Source organism: Brevundimonas sp. (assembly GCF_036732845.1).
Lineage (GTDB): Bacteria > Pseudomonadota > Alphaproteobacteria > Caulobacterales > Caulobacteraceae > Brevundimonas.
The window spans coordinates 5973-25134 of record NZ_DAINBO010000005.1 but is presented as its reverse complement, the minus strand read 5'-3'; the positions used below and the strand labels follow the sequence as shown (position 1 = coordinate 25134).

The 19162-nt window shown below is 68.8% G+C and carries 15 protein-coding genes and 1 tRNA gene; 9 read left to right on the top strand and 7 right to left on the bottom strand.

The window, feature by feature from the left end; all coding sequences use genetic code 11:
* Positions 1 to 73: 73 nt before the first annotated feature.
* From V7D63_RS03085 to V7D63_RS03060, 6 genes are all read left to right on the top strand, one after another.
* Positions 74 to 628 (top strand): hypothetical protein, encoded by a 555-nt coding sequence (locus tag V7D63_RS03085; RefSeq protein ID WP_333590785.1) that lies wholly within the window; start codon positions 74 to 76, stop codon positions 626 to 628.
* A gap of 5 nt (positions 629 to 633) precedes the next feature.
* Complete coding sequence (locus tag V7D63_RS03080) at positions 634 to 2052, top strand: hypothetical protein (protein WP_333590784.1); 1419 nt, start codon at positions 634 to 636, stop codon at positions 2050 to 2052.
* A gap of 74 nt (positions 2053 to 2126) precedes the next feature.
* Complete coding sequence (locus V7D63_RS03075) at positions 2127 to 2645, top strand: hypothetical protein (RefSeq protein ID WP_333590783.1); 519 nt, start codon at positions 2127 to 2129, stop codon at positions 2643 to 2645.
* Between the two features lie 163 nt (positions 2646 to 2808).
* Entirely contained in the window at positions 2809 to 4281 is a 1473-nt protein-coding gene (locus V7D63_RS03070; protein WP_333590782.1) for a hypothetical protein, read from the top strand.
* A complete protein-coding gene (locus V7D63_RS03065) occupies positions 4278 to 6014 on the top strand; it encodes a caspase family protein (RefSeq protein WP_333590781.1) in 1737 nt (578 codons plus the stop codon). Before V7D63_RS03070 ends, V7D63_RS03065 begins: the two co-directional genes overlap by 4 nt.
* Positions 6011 to 6976 carry a serine protease gene (locus tag V7D63_RS03060; RefSeq protein WP_333590780.1) on the top strand — a complete coding sequence of 322 codons (966 nt, stop codon included), beginning with the start codon at positions 6011 to 6013 and terminating at the stop codon, positions 6974 to 6976. Before V7D63_RS03065 ends, V7D63_RS03060 begins: the two co-directional genes overlap by 4 nt.
* On the opposite strand, the gene V7D63_RS03055 is transcribed toward V7D63_RS03060, so the two are convergent.
* The 7 genes from V7D63_RS03055 to V7D63_RS03025 form a co-directional block, all read right to left on the bottom strand.
* Entirely contained in the window at positions 6973 to 7707 is a 735-nt protein-coding gene (locus tag V7D63_RS03055) for a TetR/AcrR family transcriptional regulator (protein WP_442882109.1), read from the bottom strand. The two genes, V7D63_RS03060 and V7D63_RS03055, sit on opposite strands and share 4 nt — an antisense overlap.
* Complete coding sequence (locus V7D63_RS03050) at positions 7694 to 9346, bottom strand: AMP-binding protein (protein ID WP_333590779.1); 1653 nt, start codon at positions 9344 to 9346, stop codon at positions 7694 to 7696. The genes V7D63_RS03055 and V7D63_RS03050 overlap by 14 nt, the downstream gene beginning before the upstream one ends.
* Complete coding sequence (locus tag V7D63_RS03045; RefSeq protein WP_333590778.1) at positions 9283 to 10926, bottom strand: carboxylesterase/lipase family protein; 1644 nt, start codon at positions 10924 to 10926, stop codon at positions 9283 to 9285. Before V7D63_RS03045 ends, V7D63_RS03050 begins: the two co-directional genes overlap by 64 nt.
* Positions 10923 to 12251, bottom strand: coding sequence for a spinster family MFS transporter (locus V7D63_RS03040; protein WP_333590777.1), 1329 nt, complete (start codon positions 12249 to 12251; stop codon positions 10923 to 10925). The genes V7D63_RS03045 and V7D63_RS03040 overlap by 4 nt, the downstream gene beginning before the upstream one ends.
* Before the next feature lies 1 nt (position 12252).
* Positions 12253 to 14571 carry a TonB-dependent receptor gene (locus tag V7D63_RS03035; RefSeq protein WP_333590776.1) on the bottom strand — a complete coding sequence of 773 codons (2319 nt, stop codon included), beginning with the start codon at positions 14569 to 14571 and terminating at the stop codon, positions 12253 to 12255.
* Between the two features lie 343 nt (positions 14572 to 14914).
* Entirely contained in the window at positions 14915 to 15343 is a 429-nt protein-coding gene (locus V7D63_RS03030; protein WP_333590775.1) for a DoxX family protein, read from the bottom strand.
* 258 nt (positions 15344 to 15601) lie between these two features.
* Positions 15602 to 15691: transfer RNA gene (locus V7D63_RS03025), tRNA-Ser, on the bottom strand.
* A 131-nt stretch (positions 15692 to 15822) separates the two neighbouring features.
* Here V7D63_RS03025 and msrA point away from each other — a divergent pair.
* The 3 genes from msrA (at position 15823) to V7D63_RS03010 (ending at position 19033) form a co-directional block, all read left to right on the top strand.
* Positions 15823 to 16473 carry a peptide-methionine (S)-S-oxide reductase MsrA gene (msrA, locus tag V7D63_RS03020; RefSeq protein WP_333590774.1) on the top strand — a complete coding sequence of 217 codons (651 nt, stop codon included), beginning with the start codon at positions 15823 to 15825 and terminating at the stop codon, positions 16471 to 16473.
* A 4-nt stretch (positions 16474 to 16477) separates the two neighbouring features.
* Complete coding sequence (locus V7D63_RS03015; RefSeq protein ID WP_333590773.1) at positions 16478 to 16822, top strand: MmcQ/YjbR family DNA-binding protein; 345 nt, start codon at positions 16478 to 16480, stop codon at positions 16820 to 16822.
* Positions 16823 to 16966: 144 nt separating this feature from the next.
* Positions 16967 to 19033: a S46 family peptidase gene (locus V7D63_RS03010; RefSeq protein ID WP_333590772.1), complete on the top strand. Its 2067-nt coding sequence runs from the start codon at positions 16967 to 16969 to the stop codon at positions 19031 to 19033.
* Positions 19034 to 19162 lie beyond the last annotated feature (129 nt).

The following is a 19162-nucleotide window of genomic DNA, read 5'->3' as shown; positions in this document are numbered from 1 at the left end:
CTGATGTAAAGGTGAAGACCGAGTTAATTCGGCCGGGCTGGGGGACTGGGGGTTGGCGGCGTTCGAGACCATCATGTTTGACGACGGCGGGACCGTGGTCGAACTCCAGACCGCCCGCTCGGTGCGGCGCGCGGTGGAGAACGGCGTCCTCAAGCCCGACACCCTGGTCACGCTGATCGCTCTGGACGGATCAAGCCGTCGGCTTCGCGCCGCCGAAATCGAGGCGTTGCGTCCGCTGTTCAGCCCGACCTCGGTCGTCGATCAGGCAGCGGCGCCCGCCGAACCGACGACGGCCGTCGAAGCCGCCAATGACGAGACGCCGCCTCCAGTCGACCCCGTCGCCGCAAACCCGGCGATGGAGGTCATGACCATGCGTTCGGCGGTCCCGCTGACGGTGGCCGCGACGGGCGCGCCCTCGACCTTCCCCGCAGCGTATCGGACGGCCGCCACGCCCACACCGAAACCGGGAGGCTGCGGGCTGATCGCCTGGGGCTGGACGCTGTTGATCGGCGGCTTTCTGCTCAGCGCCGCCTTTCCGCCCGCGAGCCTGGCCTTCCTGATCGGTCTGGGACTGCTGATCTTCGCCGCCGTGCGGGGCGTGGCGCGCCGCATGGCCGGGAGCGCGTGAAGGCGATGAGCGGTCTCGACTTCAGCCTGCTGTTCTCCGAGGGGGGCGGCGCCCATCAGTTGAGTTCCGTCCGGTCTCTTCGCCGCGCCATCGAGAACGGGTTGTTGGCCCGCGAGACCCTGGTCACCCTGATCCGAGACGAAGACAGCCGAACCCTGCGCGCGGGTGCCGTGCCCGAACTCTCGGCCCTGTTCGACGAGATCCTCGGCGCCCGCCCGGTTCCAGGGGCCGAGACGGAGCCTCAGCCCCTGGCCGAGGACGCCCGAGCCGCCGAAACCGATGCGCCCGCCCAAGACCCGTCCGACGTCACCGACGCGCCTGAGCTTGAGACGGTCTCGACGATGGTCTCGCCCGCCGCCGAGGACGTGGAGGACGACGCCCAGCCCGAACCTGATGCGGTCGATCACGCCGAGCCGGGCCGAACGCCTGAACTGTTCGACCTGGATCGACCGCCCGCCCCGGTCGTCTGGGGCGGCGTCGCGGCCGTCCTGTTGGCGGTCCTCTTCCTGCTCGCGAAATGCGCGGGCGCCGGACCCACGACCGGCGTGAAGCCTCCCGCCCCCGTGGTCGTGATCCTCTATGTCACGCGTCAGACCAATGTCCGCCCCGATGTGAAGGCGCCTGAGATCGGAACCGTGGAGCGCGGCGACGTCCTGCGCGGCGTGATCCAGGGCGGCGGCGACGGCGACCGCTGGCTGCAGGTGTCGCAAGGCCCGCACCAGGGCCGCTGGGTCTGGGCGGGCAATCTGTCGCCCAATCCGCGCCCCGAGCTGATCGAACGTCTCGACGGCGCGCATCAGGCCTTGAGACCGGGCGTGCTGCGACGGGAAGGTCAGGACGGGCGGTTCGTGGAACAGGCCGTTCGGGTCGGCGACCGGCTGACCCTATTGGCCTATGTCGCCGGCGATCAGGTCGAGGTCCAGATGGACGGCGGAGGCGTCGGCTATCTTCCGGCCCAGGTCTTCCGTCCCGACGAACAGGCCGAGGCTCGACGCCAGGCCGAACAGGAGACCGCCCGCCAGGCCCGAGCCGCCGCCAGGGCCGAGGCCGAGGAAAACCGCCGACGCGCGATCGAAGCGGCCAATGAGGCGGCGGCGGCCGCCACGATCGACACGCCGCGCACGATCTCGCAGGCCGACGCCAACTGGCGACTGCGGCTCACCCCGCGTCTGCCCAGCCGACTGAACCTGTCCGAAGGCGCCACGCTGCGCGCGAGCGTCGCCTGCATCGTCAGGGATGACGGCGGCACGAGCGATTGCCGCCTGGTGTCGGAACAGCCCCGCAACTCGGGATACGGAGCCGCCGCCCTGGAGGCGGCCCGGTCCAGCCGCCACTACCTCGAGGATCGAAGCCGCCGGCCCGCACCGGGACGCCAGGTCGTCCTGAATTACGAAGCCGATGTCGGGGTCTTGGTCAGTCCCTGACCGCGCCCAGCCGCGACGGTTCGCCCGCGCGGCCAGTGTTTGTTTCAACCCGAGTATTCAAGAAGGAGAAGGACATGACGAAGCGAGCGGGCCTGGCCCTGGCCGTGGCTGGAGCAATGACGATGTCGGCGTGCGCGACCACGGGTCAAGGCGCCGGGAGCGGCGGAGGCGGCAGCGCCCTGGACCATGCCGTGGCCCGATGCGCCGGCACGGTGCTGCTGACCGCCGCCATCGGCGCCGTCATCGGCAACAATACGGGCAGTGGAAACGCCGGCAGGGGCGCGGCCATCGGCGCGGCGGGCGGCGTCGCCCTGTGCGCGATCCTGCGACAGGCCCAGCGCGACCAGGCCGTCATCCTGGAAAGCGAGCAGATCGCCGCCACCCGCGGCGAGGACCTGGAGAGCAAGGTGCGGGGCGAAAGCGGCAAGGAGGCCACGCTGAGGCATGTCGTCGAAGCCGCCCCCGAACAGGCCGCCCGGCAACGCTGTCGCTATGTTTCGACCGTGGTGTCCTACGGCCAGGGCGAGGCCCCCACCGGCAAACAGCTCTATTGCGAAAGCCAGACGGGCACATGGGAGCGCATCGACGCCTAGCGGGCCAGGGTGCGCGGCCTCTGACGTGAAATCGGCCATGATCACCGGCGCCTTCCGTCACAGCCCAGGATTGCGACGGAATGAAAAACGACGCTTCGCTGGAACATAATTCCGTTCTGCGAAATACGTTGTCATCACGACGGGGGCATTCATGACAACGCGTTTGACTTGGACCGCCGCGGCCTGGGCCGCGTTCGCCGGTTTCCTCGGCCTTCAGGGCTGCGCCACGGTGCGAACCGCGCCCGATCATCGGTTCGACACCCAGCCGACCGGGATCGCCTATTTCCTGCCGATGCGGTTGGCGCGGCTGACGATCACCCAGACCCCCGTCAGCCTTGAGGACCTGATCACCGATCGGGACGAAAAGGTCGTGGCCCGCGCGACGGCGCGGGCGGCGGCGGCGGCGGCCACCGTCAAGCGCGAACAGGCGCAGACCGCACTCAACGCCGCCGCCGCCAACGCCGCAAACCGCGCCGATCTGACCCGTGCGCTCGAAACGGCGACGACGGACGAGACCAAGGCCAAGACCGCCGCGACGGCCGCCAATGCGGCGGTCGAAGCCGTCACGCGCGACATCTACGCGGCCAGCGTGAACGGGCAATCCTGCGCCTTTGTCCCGACCGTCGATCTGCTGCCTGTTCAGGCGGATCGGCGCCGCCGCTTCGCGCTTCAGCCCGTTCACAACGAACTGCGTGACGACACCCTGAAGATCGGCCTGACGCCGACCAGTCTGCTGACCACCGGCGACGTCACCGCCGTCGATCAAACCGGCCAGATCCTCGTCGACCTGGCCGGCGCGGCCGGGGCCGCGGCGGGCGTCGGCCGGGAGGGCGGAGGTTCCGACGACGACGGTTGTCCGGGTCCGGCGGTCTGGGCCACGGTCTTCGATCCCGCCGAGGCCGCCGCCGTCGCCGCGATCAATCTCCAGCTCGAGAGCAACGGCCTGCCCTTCCATCTGACGACCCAGGTCGATGGGCCGCCGATCACCCGCGATCGAACAGCCGACGCGGCCCTGCCCGCGGCCCAGGTGATGGAGGGCGTCTTCTACCGCTCGGCCGCGCCGCTGTTGCTGATCCTGAACCGCACCTTCGAGACCCGCGAGGATGCGGACCACGATGATGCGGCCGCCGGTCAGGGGGAAACCGCCGGACGCGACCGGATCGTCACTGGACCAGTTCAGATCCCGCGCGCCGCCGCCTCTCCGGCCGAGACCGAACCCGACCCTCCGGTCGAAATGGTTCCGGCCCTGGCCGCCGTGCTCGTCCTGCCTCAGGCGGGACCGGTTTCGCGCCTGTCGCTTCCGGCCTCGCCGTTCGTGCGCACCCATCACGCCTATGAATTCGCGGACGGGGCCTTGATTTCGGTCTCCAGCGAGCGCCCCGGCGCCGTTCCGTCCGCCGTCAAAGTGCCCCTGCTCGCGCTCAGCGCCTTCACCGACGCCTTCGCCAAGGCCGTGGCGGTGCGTGTCGATATCCGCACAACCCGCATCAACGACGATACGGCGGCCATCGACGCCGTCATCCAGGACCGGCTCAACACCGCCCTGATGTCCTGCCTGGACGCCGCGGGCGCCGACACGGCGGCGATCCGCGCCTGCGCCAGCGCGTATCGAGGCGCCGGGACGCCCGCGCCGTGACACGACGGCGCGTTCGATCCTGGACCTGCCGGATCGTCGGCGCCGCGCTGTGCGGTCTCCTGGGGGCCACGGCGGCGTCCGCCCAGACTCTGGCCGACCTGCCGACATGGGCGCAGGAACGCCGAGACCCGCCCAAGCGCGCCCTCGTCATCGGCGTGCAGGACTATGCGCGGGTCCCGTCCCTGGTCACGCCCAGGGCCGATCGGGACCTTGTGGCCCGCCGCCTGCGCGCCCTGGGCTTCACGGTCGCCGCCCCCCAGGCCCTGAATCTCGGTCGGGACCAGATGCTGGATCAGATCGACGCCTTCCTGGCCTCCCTGCAACCCGGCGATGTCGCCGTGGTCTATTTCAGCGGCCATGGGATCGAGCGCGACGGCGCCCTCTATCTCGCCCCTAGCGACGCCGGGCCGCCCGCGCCCGAACGCGAGGGGCTGGAGCTGATCAGCCTGGACTTCCTCCTGGACGAACTGCGGCGCGTCGGCGTCGGCCTGGCCGTGGTCTTGTTGGACGCCTGCCGGACGGACCCCTTCTCCGGCGCACCCGCCGCCGATGTCGTGCTCGCCGCTCAAGCCGACGAAGTCTCCGCGGACCCGGCGTCGCCCGAGACGCCGGGCGCGCCGTCCAGCCCACGATCAGAGCCGGTCGATCTGGCCAAGGTCGATACGCCGTACAGCGTCCTGGTCGGCTACGCCGCCCGCGCCGGCCAGCCCGCCTACAGCCTTCAGGGCGTCGACGACACGGCCGAGCGCGGCAGCCTGTACACCCGGGTCCTGGCGGCCACCCTGGGCCGACCCGGGGCCGATCTGTACGAAGACTTGCGCGACGCCAACCAGACCGTCGCGATCCGCACGGGCAACCGTCAGACGCCGTGGATCGGCGCGGGCGCGCCGCCCGACTTTGAACTGCGCCCGTCCGAGGCGTTCCGTCGTCGCGAGGAAGAGGTCTGGGTCATGGCCGCCTCCCTGCTCACGCCGCTTCGTGAGGCCGGAGAACTGGCCGACTATCTGGCCTATTTCCCGGCCTCTGGCTTCTCCCATGCCGCACGGCGGCGACTGTTCGCCCTCCAGCAAAGGGACGCCAGTCTGAGGGCGGCCTGGCAGGCCCTGTCGTCGGCCGCCTCATCCGACAGCTTCCAAAGGCTGGCCGGCGCCTTGATCAGCCGCAGCCTCAATCTTCCCGACCAGGGTCTGATCGGCGTCGCGGCGAACGACCTGGTCGTCTATGACGCCCCCGCCGGTTTCCTGCGCCGTCGCGAGGCGCTGGCGCGGCTCGCCGAGGGCGCCCAGGTGGAGATCCTGGACACGACCCTGTCGAACAAGGCCTCCAGCGTGCGGGTCGCCTTGGGCGACGGGCGCGTCGGCTATATCGATCACGTCCGCAGCGAGACCGTGCCGGTTCGGGCCACCGCTGCCGCGGCCTTCGCGGCGGCTTCGCCCGGCCAGGCGGCGGGCTATGCGCCGACCTTCGACCTGACGACGGCGAGCCTGGCCCTGCTGCGTTCAAACCGCGCGCGGATCGAGGTCGACGTCGCCCCGCCCGTCCCGGCCGACGCAGACGATGCCATGGCGGCGGCCGAGGCTCGGCGGCTCGCCTATGTCCGCGGATTGGCCGTGCGGCGACAGCTCATCGACCTGGGCGCATCCGGCGCGGACGTCATCGTCAACATCTCCGAACCGGGCCGAGGCGTCGACGCCGCGACCATTCGGATCGGGGAACTGGGGGGACCGCGATGAAACGCGCCGCGCATCGCCTGGGACCGGTGCTGTCAGGTCTCGTCCTCGTCCTGATCGGGTCGCCGCTGGACGCCCAGGTCGCGCCGCCTCCGGTGCGGGCGTCCGACTACGGCGCGGCCGTCTCGGATCGCATTCGCGAGACCCTGCTCGCGGCCGAGAGCGGCGATGTGATGCTCGGCGCCAAGATCATGGGCGGGTCCGAGGCCGTTCAGGGCGACGATCCCTGGCAGGCGGGCCTGATCATCGGCCGCACGCCGGACGAGGTCCGGGTTCCGTTCTGCGGCGGCGCCGTCATCGCGCCGCGCTGGATCGTGACCGCGGCCCACTGCGTCGACAACGGCACCAGTCCGCGGGTCGTCGATGTGGTGACGGGTTCGGTCGATCTGACGACGGGCCGACGCAGCCATGTCGATCTGATCGTCATCCATCACGGCTGGACGCCCGGGCCGCGGGCCGCCCCTCTGTTCCGCAACGACGTGGCGCTGCTGCATCTGACCGAGGCCGTCACGGTCACGCCGATCGCGCTATCCACCGCCGCGGCCGCGCCGGATCTGGAACGGGCCGGAGCCTTGGGCCGCGTCACGGGCTGGGGCAAGACCTCGGAACTCGGCGCCTTGCAGAACCGTCTTCGCACCCTGACGATCCCCGTGGTGGCGGCCGCCGACTGCAACGACCGCGTGGCCTATGGCGACCTTGATCCGACCACGCCGCCCCTCGTCGAAGAGATCATGCTGTGCGCGGGCCGCGCCGCCGGCGGGCAGGACGCCTGTCAGGGCGACAGCGGCGGTCCTCTGACCGGGACCACGGCCGACGGCCGTCTTCTGGTCGGCGTGGTCAGTTGGGGCAAGGGGTGCGGACGGCGCAACAAATACGGCGTCTACACCCGCCTGTCGGCCTTTTCGGACTGGATCACGACCTGCATCAACGGCGGCGACTGCCCCCGCCGACAACCCGACGCCTAGACGCCCTGTGGTTTGCAGATCGACAGAAAGCCCGCGGCCATGAAGGTGGCCATGCGGCTCTTCACCGCCTCGAAGTCATCGGAATCGCACAGCCCCCCGGACAGACGGTTGATCCGCCCGGTGCGCGCCAGCGTCAACATCAGGGCGCCGGTGACGAAGTGATAGCCCCAGAAGATGTCCTGTTCGGCGCAATCCGGCAGGGCCTTCTTCAAGATGCCGATCAGGCGCAGGACCACCGGATCGAAATGGTAGTCCATCAACTCGGCGCCGTAGGTCGTGTTCGACACCTGGGCGCCCAGGGCGCCGTAGTTCTTCCAGTTCTCGCCGCCGTTGCCATAAAGGTCCAGGTCGGTGTCCAGGAAGGCGCGCAAGGCGCCCTCGACCGTCGGCGCGCCGTCGGTCTCGGCGTCGTACTTGTCCAGCGCCGCCATGCGCAGCTTGATGGTCACCTCGGCGCGCCGCCCCATGACGGCGTCGAACAGCTTCTTCTTGTCGGTGAAATAATAGTTCAGCAGCGTGTGGTGCACGCCCACCCGCTGGGCCACGTCCTTCAGGGTGACGCCGTAAAGGCCGTGGATCGAGAACAGATATTCGGCCGCATCGAGGATCTGCTCCATCTTGTCGGCGCGTTGTTCGACCTTGGTGCGGCGTCGGCGCGGCTTGGCGACGGCGGGCGCATCCGTGCGCGCCTCCCGGGCCGAACCCTCATGCTCTTTGCTAGCAACCGCCATAGTCGACTCTCAGACGCATCTTGTCGATTTTCCCCGTCGGGGCCAGAGGCATCTGCTCCAGGCGAATGACGGCGTCGGGAATCCACCAGGACGCCACGCGCCCCCGCAACGCCTCCAACAGGTCCTCGTCACGGCTCGTTTCGCCTTCCCGAGGCTGCACCACCAACACCGGACGTTCGCCCCATTTGGCGTCCAGGCGCCCGATCACGGCGGCCAGAGACACCGAGGGCAGCTCATTGATCACGGCCTCGATCTCGGCCGGATTGATCCACTCCCCGCCTGATTTGATCAGGTCCTTGGCGCGGCCGGTGATGGTCAGATTTCCCTCTGCGTCGATCCGGGCCAGGTCGCCGGTCGAGAACCAGCCCTCGGCGTCGACGGCGGGGGCCGCATCGCCGAAATAGCGTTCGACGACGGCCGGGCCGCGCACTTGCAGATGGCCTTCCGCGCCGCGCTGATCCGGCAAGGCCCGGCCGTCGGCGTCGGTCAGCCGCAGATCGACGCCGACGGCCGGTCGGCCCGAAAGCTGAGCCGAGCGCGCAGGATCGCTCGATGGGGCGCATGTCCCCAGGGGCGACAGCTCCGTCATGCCCCAACTGGTCTGGACGACGACGCCCAGCCTCTGTTCGATCCGCTCCATCAGAGCCGGGGCCATGGGCGCGCCGCCGACGATCACCCGTTTCAGACTGGGCGTCTCGCCGCCGTGCGCTTCCAGATGCTCGACCAGGCCCAGCCAGACCGTGCCGATGCCGACGGCCAGGGTCGCTTCTTCTTCGTTGATCAGCTTCGCCAGGCTGGCGCCGTCCAGATGGCGGCCCGGCAGCACCAGCTTGCACCCCGCCGCCGCACAGGCGAACGGCAGGCCCCAGGCGTTGGCGTGGAACATGGGCACGGCCGCCAGCACGCTGTCGGCGCCGGTGATGCCCATGACGTCGGCTTGCAGCAGCCGCAGGGTGTGCAGATAGCTGGACCTGTGGGTGTAGGTGACCCCCTTCGGCGCCCCCGTGGTGCCCGAGGTGAAACACAGGCCCGACGGCGCCGTCTCCTCGAAACCGCCCCAGATTTCGTCGGTCGCCGCCGCCGCCAGCAACGGCTCCATCCGTTCGACGACGGGCTTGGCGGACACGTCCTCGGATACGGTTTCGGACACGTCGATCAGCAACACCCGGGTCAAGCCTGGCGTGCGGGTCGCGACGCGACGCGCCAACGGCGCCAGATCGGCGCTGGCGATCAGGATGCGGGCCTGCGACTGACCGGCCATCGCGGCCAACTGGGTTTCCGTCAGCCGGGGGTTCAGGGTGTGGCACACCGCGCCCATGCCGATGACGGCGTACCAGGCTTCGACATGGGCCTGGCTGTTCCAGGCCAGCGTCGCCACGCGGTCGCCGGTCCCGACGCCCAGACCGGCCAGGACGTGCGACGTCTTCAGCGCGCGCACGCGCAGATCGGCATAGCCGATCCGGCTGCGTCCCCCGTCATCGCGCGCGGTCACGACCTCGACCTCCGGGCGCCATTTCGCGGCGTGATCCAGAAACTTGTCGAGGGTCAGGGCATAGGCCTGCATCTCGCCGTCGATCATGGGCAGGGCGGCGCCGCGGGCGGGACGGGGCTGGCCACGACGCCGACGGCCCAGTTCCATGGCGTTCCGCCGGCCGCGCGTCGGCGACAGACCTCGGTCTCGCGCAGTTCAAACATGCCCGGCATCACCCGCTCGCGCAGGACCGGGCCGTCTTCAAAGGCCATGTAGGCGCGGGTCCGCCCGTAGGGCGCCCAGGCGGGCTGGCGGTCTGCCTGAGGCGCCCCGTCGCGCGCGAAACTGGTCCAATAGGCCAGCATGGCGTCCGACAGGCGGATCTCGGTCTCGGTCTCGGGAATGGTCGGCCAGCGCGGCGGCAGACGGTCCCGATTGCCGAACACATAGGGGATTTCGGCCGCGTGGAAGGCGTGCAGATCGGCCTCATCCGCGGCCGGATAGCCGTGGTCGAACAGATACAGATAGCCGGGCTGGCCCAAGGCGGTCTGGCGGCGGACCAGGCGTTCGGCGGTCCAGCCGTACAGGGCGTCGCGCGGTGCGGCCAGGACGGCCTGGGCCAGGTCGTCGGACGGATACAGGGCCAGGAAGGCGTCGGCCAGGTCGCCATAGCGTTGGCGCACGGCCGCCTCATAGGCCGCCGCGTCTGCCGGAACCGGGGGCGCCAGGACGCGCAGGGAGCGGATCTCTCCCTGGTTGAAGCCGGCCAGGATCGGCACCGGCGCCTGCTGGCCGCGATCGAAGACCTCGACCAACTGCTCGGGCAGATATTCGCCGTCGATCGTTCCCCAGGGCGAGAAACCGGCGGCGGCGGCGGATTCCGTCAGGGTCTGGGCGTCCATGGCCCGCAGGTCGGCCAGGCTGGACTGGGCCAGCCGCCCCTGCAGCCAAACCCCGACCGTCTCGGCCGCGATGTCGCCGTAGCGGCTGGAGCGCAGCTCGGGCGTCGAGATCATATAGGCGCTCTGGGCGATCGCCTTGTCGAACAGACCGCGCGCCGGGGGCGAGGCCATCAGATACATGACGCTGAGGGCGCCCGCGGATTCTCCGGCGATGGTGACATTGTCGGGATCACCCCCGAAGGCGGAGATGTTCCGCTCGATCCAACGCAGGGCCTCGATCTGATCCATCAGGCCGTAGTTGCCCGAGATGTTCTTGCGCGATTCCGCACTGAGTTCCGGGTGCGCCAGATAGCCGAGGACGCCCAGTCGATAGTTGATCGTGACCACCACCACGCCCTGGGCCGCCATCCGGGCGCCGTCGTACATGGCCTCGCGGCTGGCGCCGTTGACCAGGGCGCCGCCGTGAATCCAGACGAAGACCGGGGCCTTGGTTGCGTTCTCGGGCGTCCAGACGTTCAGCGACAGGCAATCCTCGCTCATCGGCGGGGCTTCGGCGGCGGCGTAGATGCTGGTCCCGCGTGAGGTCAACTGGTGGCACGCCGGGCCGAAGTCGGTCGCGTCGCGCACGCCGGACCAGCGCGGCAGAGCCTCCGGCGCCCGCCAGCGAAGACGGCCGATCGGCGCACGGGCGTAGGGCATGCCCTTGAAGGCGACGACCCCGTCCTGGGCCACGCCGCGCACCGCCCCGGCGGGGGTCTCGACCACCGGCTGGGCCGACGCCCGCGGAACGTGGACGCAACCCGCCATGACGACGGCGGCCATCGAGGCGATCAGGGCGCGGATCATCGGGCCGTCTCCGTCTGGGCCTGACGTCGGATCTTGCCGGCCAGGCCGATGAACATGGCGATCGCCAGAACGTAGAAGGGCAGCAGCGTATAGAAGGCCATCTGCAACGAATTGTCCGGGTGGCTGGCGCTGAACCAGTCGCTCATGAAGCCGAGATAGGTCGGTCCCAGACCCAGGCCGATCAGGTTCATGACCAGCAGCAAAAGGGCGCCCGACAGGACGCGCTGATCCGGCCGGACCTCTTCCTGCACCAGGGTGACGGCGGGCGAGAGGTAGAAATAGTTCAGCCCCATGGGCAGGGCCAGAAACACCAGCGCCAACGGCCAGGTCGGCGCCCAGATGAAGCCGGCGAAGAACGGGGCGGCGACGGCCAGGCCGATGGCCGGCAGCCAAGCGTAGGCGGTCTTGGATTTTCGGGCCAGACGATCGATCAGGCGACCCGAGGCGAACATGCCCGCGCTGATGCACACGCCGGTCAGCAGGGCGTACCAGACCGCGACCTCCTGCAACGTCATGCCCTTTTCACGCATCAGGAACAGGGTCGCGAAATTCAGGAAGGCATAGGTGATGAACTGGGTCGCGCCGCAGGCCAGGGCCATGCCGCGCAGCACCGGATTGGCGAAATAGGCCTTGCACGTCGACCAGAAGCCGGCCTTGGGAACCGGCGCGGCGTCGGCCGCGGGCGGGGCTTGCACCGGCGCGTCCAGCCCGCCCTTCTTCGGCTCCTTGACGAAGAACCAGACGGCGACGGCGGTGACCACTCCCACCACGCCCACCCACAGGAAGGCGTCGCGCCAGGAATAGGCCGCCGCGATCGAGGCGCCGAAGGCGACGCCCAGGGCCTGGCCTATCGGCGGGCCGAAGTTGAACAGGCTCAACGCCGTGCCGCGCGAGCCGCGCGGGAAATAGTCCGAGATGATGGCGTAGGACGGGGGCACGCCTCCGGCCTCGCCCACGCCCACCGCCATGCGCGACATCGCCAGTTGCGCATAGTTGTTGGACAGGCCGCAGGCCGAGGTCGCCGCGCTCCATAACGCCAGGGAGAAGGCCAGCACCTTCACCCGATTGGTCCGATCCGCCAGCCAGCCGACCGGAATGGCCAGGATGCAGTAGAACAGGGCGAAGTAGAGTCCCGAGATCATGCCCAACTGGCCGTCGGTGACGCCCAGTTCGTCCTGGATCGGCTTGGCCAGGATCGACAGCAACTGACGATCCAGGAAGTTCAGCACATAGACGAAGCACAGGACGCCCAACACGAACCAGGCCCTGGCCCCCGGGCGCGCGACGGGCGCGGCCGGGGGCGCGGCGTTGACGGGATCGGCCATCCTAGAAGTCATAGCCGATGCGGATGCCGATCGTGCGCGGCCGGACGCGGGCGTAGCGGCCGTCCAGGAAGGCTTCGGGGTGGACGTAGGTCACCGAGCGGTCGTCGAACATGTTCTCGACATAGGCGCCGACAGTCAGTTGGTTGAAGGCCACGGCGAAGTTGGCGTTCACGAAGGTATAGGCCTCGGTGTAGTCATAGGTCGGCATCGGCACGGTCGGCCGCCCGGGCGTGTTCGGGAAGGTGTTCGGGAAGTCGCCGACATGGGCGATGGCGATGGAGGCGTTGGCGTCCATCCCCGGCCCGATCTGCCAGTCCCGCGTGATCCTCAGCGAACCTTGCACCTCGGGTCCGGCCAGACGCGCGCCCAGGACGGCGCCCGAGATGGCGGCCTCCAGCGTGCTCAGCTCGGTCACCTCGGCCTGGTTGAAGGCGCCGTTCAGCGCGACCGTCCAACCGTCCGCGGGCATGGCGAACACCTCGAACTCGATCCCCTTGGAGGTGGCGCCGCCGATGTTGGTGGCGAACTGGACCGAGTCCGACACGCGGTTGGCCTGGACCTGGATATCGCTCCAGTCGATCCAATAGGCGGCGATGTTGGCGTTCAGCCGCCCGTCGAACCAACGCCCCTTCACCCCGATCTCATAGTTGATCAGCTTGTCGGAATCGGCGCCGTACGGAATGACGATGTCGGTCGGGTCGATGGTGCTGGCCGCGCCGGCGCGGGCGTTGACGACAGGCGTCCTGAAGCCGGTGGCGACGGCGGCATAGGTCGTCACCGACGGCATGGGCCGCCACGAGGCGCTGAAACGATAGGACGGGCCGTCCTCCTCGACCTTCACCCCGACGGCGGCGGGGATCGGCGTCATGGTGACCGGCACATTGCGGAAGCCGTACAGCGCCAGAACCAGATAGTTGCTGTTGTAGCCGCCCGGATCGGTGAAGCCCTGGGCGTCGGTCTTGCCGTAACGCACGCCGCCGGTGACCCAGAAGTCGGGATTGAAGCGATAGGTCAGCTCGCCGAAGGCCGCCATTTCGTGGCTGACGAAATAGGAGTGGAACCGGTTGTAGTATTCGTCCGGCAGGCCCGTCAGGCCCCGCGACGCCAGGAAGGCCGGGCTGGAGCGATAGTTGTAGTCCACATCGCGCCGACGCTTGAAATAGAAGGTGCCGACCGACCAGTCGATCGCGCCGCCGGGGTCCGAGACCAGTCGCGTCTCCTGGACGAAATTGTCGTCCCAGGCGTCGGCGTCCAGGGCGAACGGAAAGGCCTGGGCGAAGGTGCCCGCCAGATCGACGTAGAACAGGGCGTCATAGTCGCCCATCGTCGTGGAGGTGGTCAGCTTGGCGCCGTCGAACTGATACTCCAGCGTCAGATTGTGGTTGGTCATGTCGCCGGCGAACTTGTCGGGCCGATCCGACAGGCGGATGTCGGTCCCCCGCGCCGGATTGGTCAGCGAGGAATCGGCCGGTTGGCTGACCTCGCGCGAATAGGTGTAGCGCGCCGAGAACCGATCCGTCGGCTCCCATTGCAGGATGGCGCGGCCGCCGTATTGGCGCAGGGAATTGGAGTTCTCGACGCCGGTGCCGACATTGTCGACATAGCCGTCTTCGTTCCGATAGAAGCCGGTCACGCGTAGGCCCAGTTGATCCTCGATCAGGGGCACGTTGACCATGGCGTTGTAGCGCTGGCGCAGCGCGTTCTTGTCATAGCCGCCGAAGTCCATCAGCACCGAGGCGTCCCAGCGGTTCGGGTCGGGATCGTGCGTCAGGATGCGCAGCGCCCCGGCCAAGGAGCCGGAGCCGAACAGCGTCCCCTGCGGGCCGCGCAGGAATTCGATCCGCGCCACGTCGTACAGGCTGGGGTCCAGGATGGTGGAGTTGCCGTTCGACGAGATCGGCAGTTCATCGACATAGATGGCGACGGTGCTTTGCAGATTGGCGCCGTAGCCGTTGGTGGCGATGCCGCGGGCGGTGAAGTTGTTGAAGTTGGCGGTCGGGCGGTTCAACACCACGCCCGGCGTGGCGATGGCCAGGCCCTCGTAACCGACGATGCCGCGCTCATCGAGTTCTTCCTGCGACAGGGTGGTGATGCTGAGCGGGACGTCCTGAAGACGCTCGGTTCGGCGAGTGGCGGTCACCACCACCTCTTCGACCGTCGTGGCCTGGCGGTCGTGTCGTTCGTGCTCAGCGGCGGCCTGGGACGCGGTTTGCGGCGCGGCTTGGCCGGCGGTCTCGGCCGGTTCGGCCGCCAGGGCGGAGTTGGACGCAAGGCAGGTTACGGCAGCGGCGCAAGCCGACGCGAAGAGCATCGCTCTCATAGATTTTCCTCCCGTAGTCCGATCATGAGCGCCGGACCTGAACCCGAGTGGGACACGGCGTTCGCCGAGAGTCAATATTCGCTCACACGAGCGCGAATATCATAAGATGAATACGTGATAATTCAATGTATTGATGGATGTTGCGACACGCGCCAATGTCGCATTTCCGCCTTGCAGCCCGTCTCCGGGCCACGCCGGACCCTTCGCCGCTTTCGCTCCGAAGCCGACCAGGCGCGGGTCGCGGCCAAGGCTTGTGATCTCAGGGTGAGGGCTGCTTCATGCGCATCGGCCAGGCTGACAGCACTCTCCGTTCCCGGTGACTGCGCCCGTCGACCGACGCCCTCTAGACACGGGTTCGGGATCGTTCGGCGTCGTGCGCCGCCACCAGGAGAAGCAGCATGATCAGCGCGACACTGTATTCGCTCCCCCCCGTCCCGTGCTCGCCGACCCACCAGCCCAACCTGGCATGGATCAGGACGATGCCGCCGAACGCGATGCTGAACAGCGCCAGGGCCGCCCATCGCACATGGCGCCCCAGGATCATCAGCAGGCCCGCGACCAGTTCGGTCGCCGTGATGATCCAGACCACGACCACGCCCGCCGGGAAGCCCAGGGTCTCCATGAACAGACCGAACTGAGGAATGGTCCCCAGAACGATGCGCCCCACCGCATGGGCGACGAAGAAGCCGGCCGTCGCCAGACGCGCGACGATCATCGCCTGGTCGAGCGTGAGCCACGGCGCGCGCCCGATAAGGTTTCCGATGCGGCTCATCATGGATGTCCCTCCTTGCGCCGTCCGAAGACGACCGCGCCAATCGCCCGCCTTCGCAACGACGACGCCCGCCCCGAAAACAACCTAGGCGCGGTCGGCGCCGTCAGCCTAACGCTAACTTGCCTCCGCTTGAGATCGAACCCTTCGCCGCTTCTGCGCCAAAGTTAATGCGGCGCGTGGGGCGCGGCTTGAGAATTCAGAGAACGGGTCAAGTCATGCGACGACGGCGCTCTGACAGCACACACGTGCGGGGGCATGTGGCGGACAGAGAGGGATTCGAACCCTCGGTAGGCTTTCACCTACACACGCTTTCCAAGCGTGCGCGATCGACCACTCCGCCACCTGTCCGTTTCCCGCCTGCGCGGTGCGTCGAAGGTCGGTTCGACGCGAGGCGAGGCAGATAGAACAGACCGAACCCCTCGGCAAGCGCCAGCACGACGCCCATATAGGCGACGACCGATATTTCAGGAGCATCGCCCATGGCCTTTGGAAAAAGCCTCGACCTGCCCACCGCCGAAACCGCCCTGCCCGGCCGCGCCGACGCGATGGCGACCGACGCCGTGCATTTCGTCACCGGACGGCCGCTGAAAGGGCCGCACCCGGAGGGCTTTCAGACGGCGATCTTCGGCATGGGCTGCTTCTGGGGCGTGGAGCGGGTGTTCTGGAAACTGCCGGGCGTCTGGGTGACCTCGGTCGGCTATTCCGGCGGCGTCACGCCCAACCCGACCTATGAGGAGGTCTGCACCGGCAGAACCGGCCACAATGAGGTGGTTCAGGTGGTCTTCGACCCCGCCGTGATCACCTATGGCGACCTGCTGAAGGCCTTCTGGGAGAACCACGACCCGACCCAGGGCATGCGCCAGGGCAATGATCGGGGCACCCAGTACCGCTCGGCCGTCTATACGCTGAACGCCGCACAGCAGGCCGAGGCCGAGGCGTCGCGCGACGCCTATCAGGCGGCTCTGACGTCAGCGGGGCGCGGAACGATCACCACCGAAATCCTGCCCGCCGGGCCGTACTATTTCGCCGAGGCCTATCACCAGGGCTATCTGGCCAAGAACCCGGCCGGCTATTGCGGCATCGGCGGCACGGGCGTGGTCTGCCCCATCGGCGTCGGCGTCGTGGCCTGAGGCGATGGACCGCGAGGGGATCGGCCGGGCCTGTCTGGCCCTGCCGCACGTGACGCTGGACCACCCGTTCGGCGATGGGCACGACGCCTATCGCATCGGCGGCAAGATGTTCGTCATGGTCGGCGAAATGGGCGGGGTGTCGTTCAAGGCGTCGGACATCGCCTATGCGGTTCTGACCGAGAGCGGCCGGGCGCGGCCGGCGCCCTATCTGGCGCGGGCCAAATGGGTGAACCTGCCCGATCCCGCCGCCTGGCCCGACGATGAACTGACCGAGCATTTCGCCATCGCACGGCGGATCGTCGGCTCGAAACTGCCCAAAAAGACCCGGGCGGCGCTGGATATCGACTAGGCGGGCTGGCCTTCGTCGCCTCGCGTCGCGACAGGGTGCGACCGAACGCCTGATCGTCGATTGGCGACTAGGCGCCGTCCGTCACCCGTTGCAATCTGCCCTCCATCTCGAACCGGACGAACCGGACGATCAGGGAGCGTATCGATGCGACGGATTTTGGGTGCGGCGGCGGGCATGGCGGCCCTGGGTCTGGCGGCCGGGCCGGCCATGGCCGACGAGGGCATGTGGACCTTCGACAACTTCCCCATGGCGCGGGTCAACGCCGCCTACGGCACGTCCATCGACCAGGCCTGGCTGGACAAGGTGCGGGCCGCCTCGGTGCGCATTCCCGGCTGTTCCGCCTCGGTGGTCTCGGGCCAGGGGCTGGTGATGACCAACTATCACTGCCTGGAATCCTGCGCCGGATCGCTGTCGACCGCCCAGAACGACTATTTCGCCACCGGCTTCCTGACCGCCACGCGCGAGGAGGAGAAGCGCTGCGTCGGCATGACGGCCGAGGTGCTGCAATCGATCGAGGACGTCAGCGGCCGTCTGACCGCCGCCTCGGGCGATCGCACCGGCGCCGAACGGGTCCAGGCCCAGACCGCCGAGATCGCCCGCATCGAGACCGAAGGCTGCGAAGGTCAGGCCGGCATGCGGTGCCAGGTCATCGCCTTCTACGGCGGCGGCCAGTACAAGCTGTATCGCTATCGCCGCTATGAGGATGTGCGGCTGGTGTTCGCGCCCGAATTCGGCACCGGCTTCTTCGGCGGCGATCCCGACAATTTCAACTTTCCGCGCTACAACCTCGATGTCGGCTTCCTGCGCCTGTACGACGACGGCCGACCGGCCGTGACGCCGGACCATCTGACCTGGAACCCGGCCCCGCCGACGGCGGGCGAGCCGATCTTCCTGCCTGGCAACCCCGGCTCGACCCAGCGGCAACTGACCCAGTCGCAACTGACCTTCATCCGCGACATCCAGATTCCGTTCGATCAGTCGATGCGCAGCGAGCTGCGCGGCAAATACTATCAGTTCGGCGACGCCTCGCCCGAGGCGCGGCGCATGATCGTGGACCGGCTGAACAGTCTGGAGAACGGGATCAAGGTCTATGACGGCCGCTTCCGCGCCCTGGCCAATCCCGGCTTCTTCGGCCGCAAGGCCGAGCAGGAGGCCGACCTGCGCGCGCGTGTCGCCGCCGACCCGGAACTGGCCCGCCAGACGGGCGACGCCTGGGGCGAGATCGACCGGGCCTACGCCGCCTATGCCGACCTCTATCCCGAATACGCCTTCCTGGTGACCCAGGCCGGGGCGGGATCGACCCTGTTCAACCAGGCTCGGACCATCGTCCGCGCCGCCCTGGAGCGACCCAAGCCCGCCGCCGAACGGATGAGCGGCTATGACGACGCCGCCCTGGGCCGCGCCCGCAACGCCCTGGCCGGCCAGACGCCGGTCGAGCCGCAGATGGAGCGGTTGTTGCTGATCCACTGGTTCGGCAAGGCGCGCGAGAAACTGACCGTCGACAGCGAGACCAGCCGCCTGCTGCTGGGCCGCGATTCCCCCGAGACCAAGGCCACGGCCCTGGTCGAAGGCACCCGCCTGGGCGATCCGGCCGAGCGGCTGCGTCTGTTCGACGGCGGGTTGGAGGCGGTTCAGGCGTCCGACGATCCGATGATCAAACTGGCCCTGGCCATCGACCCGGCCGCGCGCGCCATCGCCCGGCGCGTGGCCCAGGAGGTGACGGGTCCGACCGGCGCCGCCCAGGCCCGCCTGGCCCAGGCCCGCTTCGCCGTCTATGGCGACAGCCAGTACCCCGACGCGACCTTCTCGCTGCGTCTCAGCTACGGCCGGATCACCGGCTGGACCGAACGGGGCCGCGAGATCGCGCCCTTCACCACCTTCGCGGGCCTGTATGACCGCGACACCGGCCAGGCGCCGTTCGACCTGACCGAGAGCTGGGAACGCGCCCGCGGCACGATCGACATGGACACGACGTTCGACTTCTCGGGCACCAATGACGTCATCGGCGGCGCCTCCGGCTCGCCGACCCTGAACGCGCGCGGCGAGGTGATCGGCATCGTCTTCGACGGCAACATCCACTCGCTGGGCGGGGCCTTCGGCTATGACCCGGTGCTGAACCGCTCGGTCCACGTCGCGGCCTCGGGCATTCAGGAGGCCCTGCTGAAGGTCTATGGCCGCCGCGCTCTGGTGGACGAACTGAACGGGCGCTAAGGCGAAATCGGCCGCGTCGGCGCGGGTCGGCGCGGCTCAGATTTCGGCCCAGAATGATTTCCCGTCAGCGCCCAGCCTGCTCGGCGATCCAGGCGTCCATCCGGGCGTCGAGCAGGTCCAGCGGCAAGG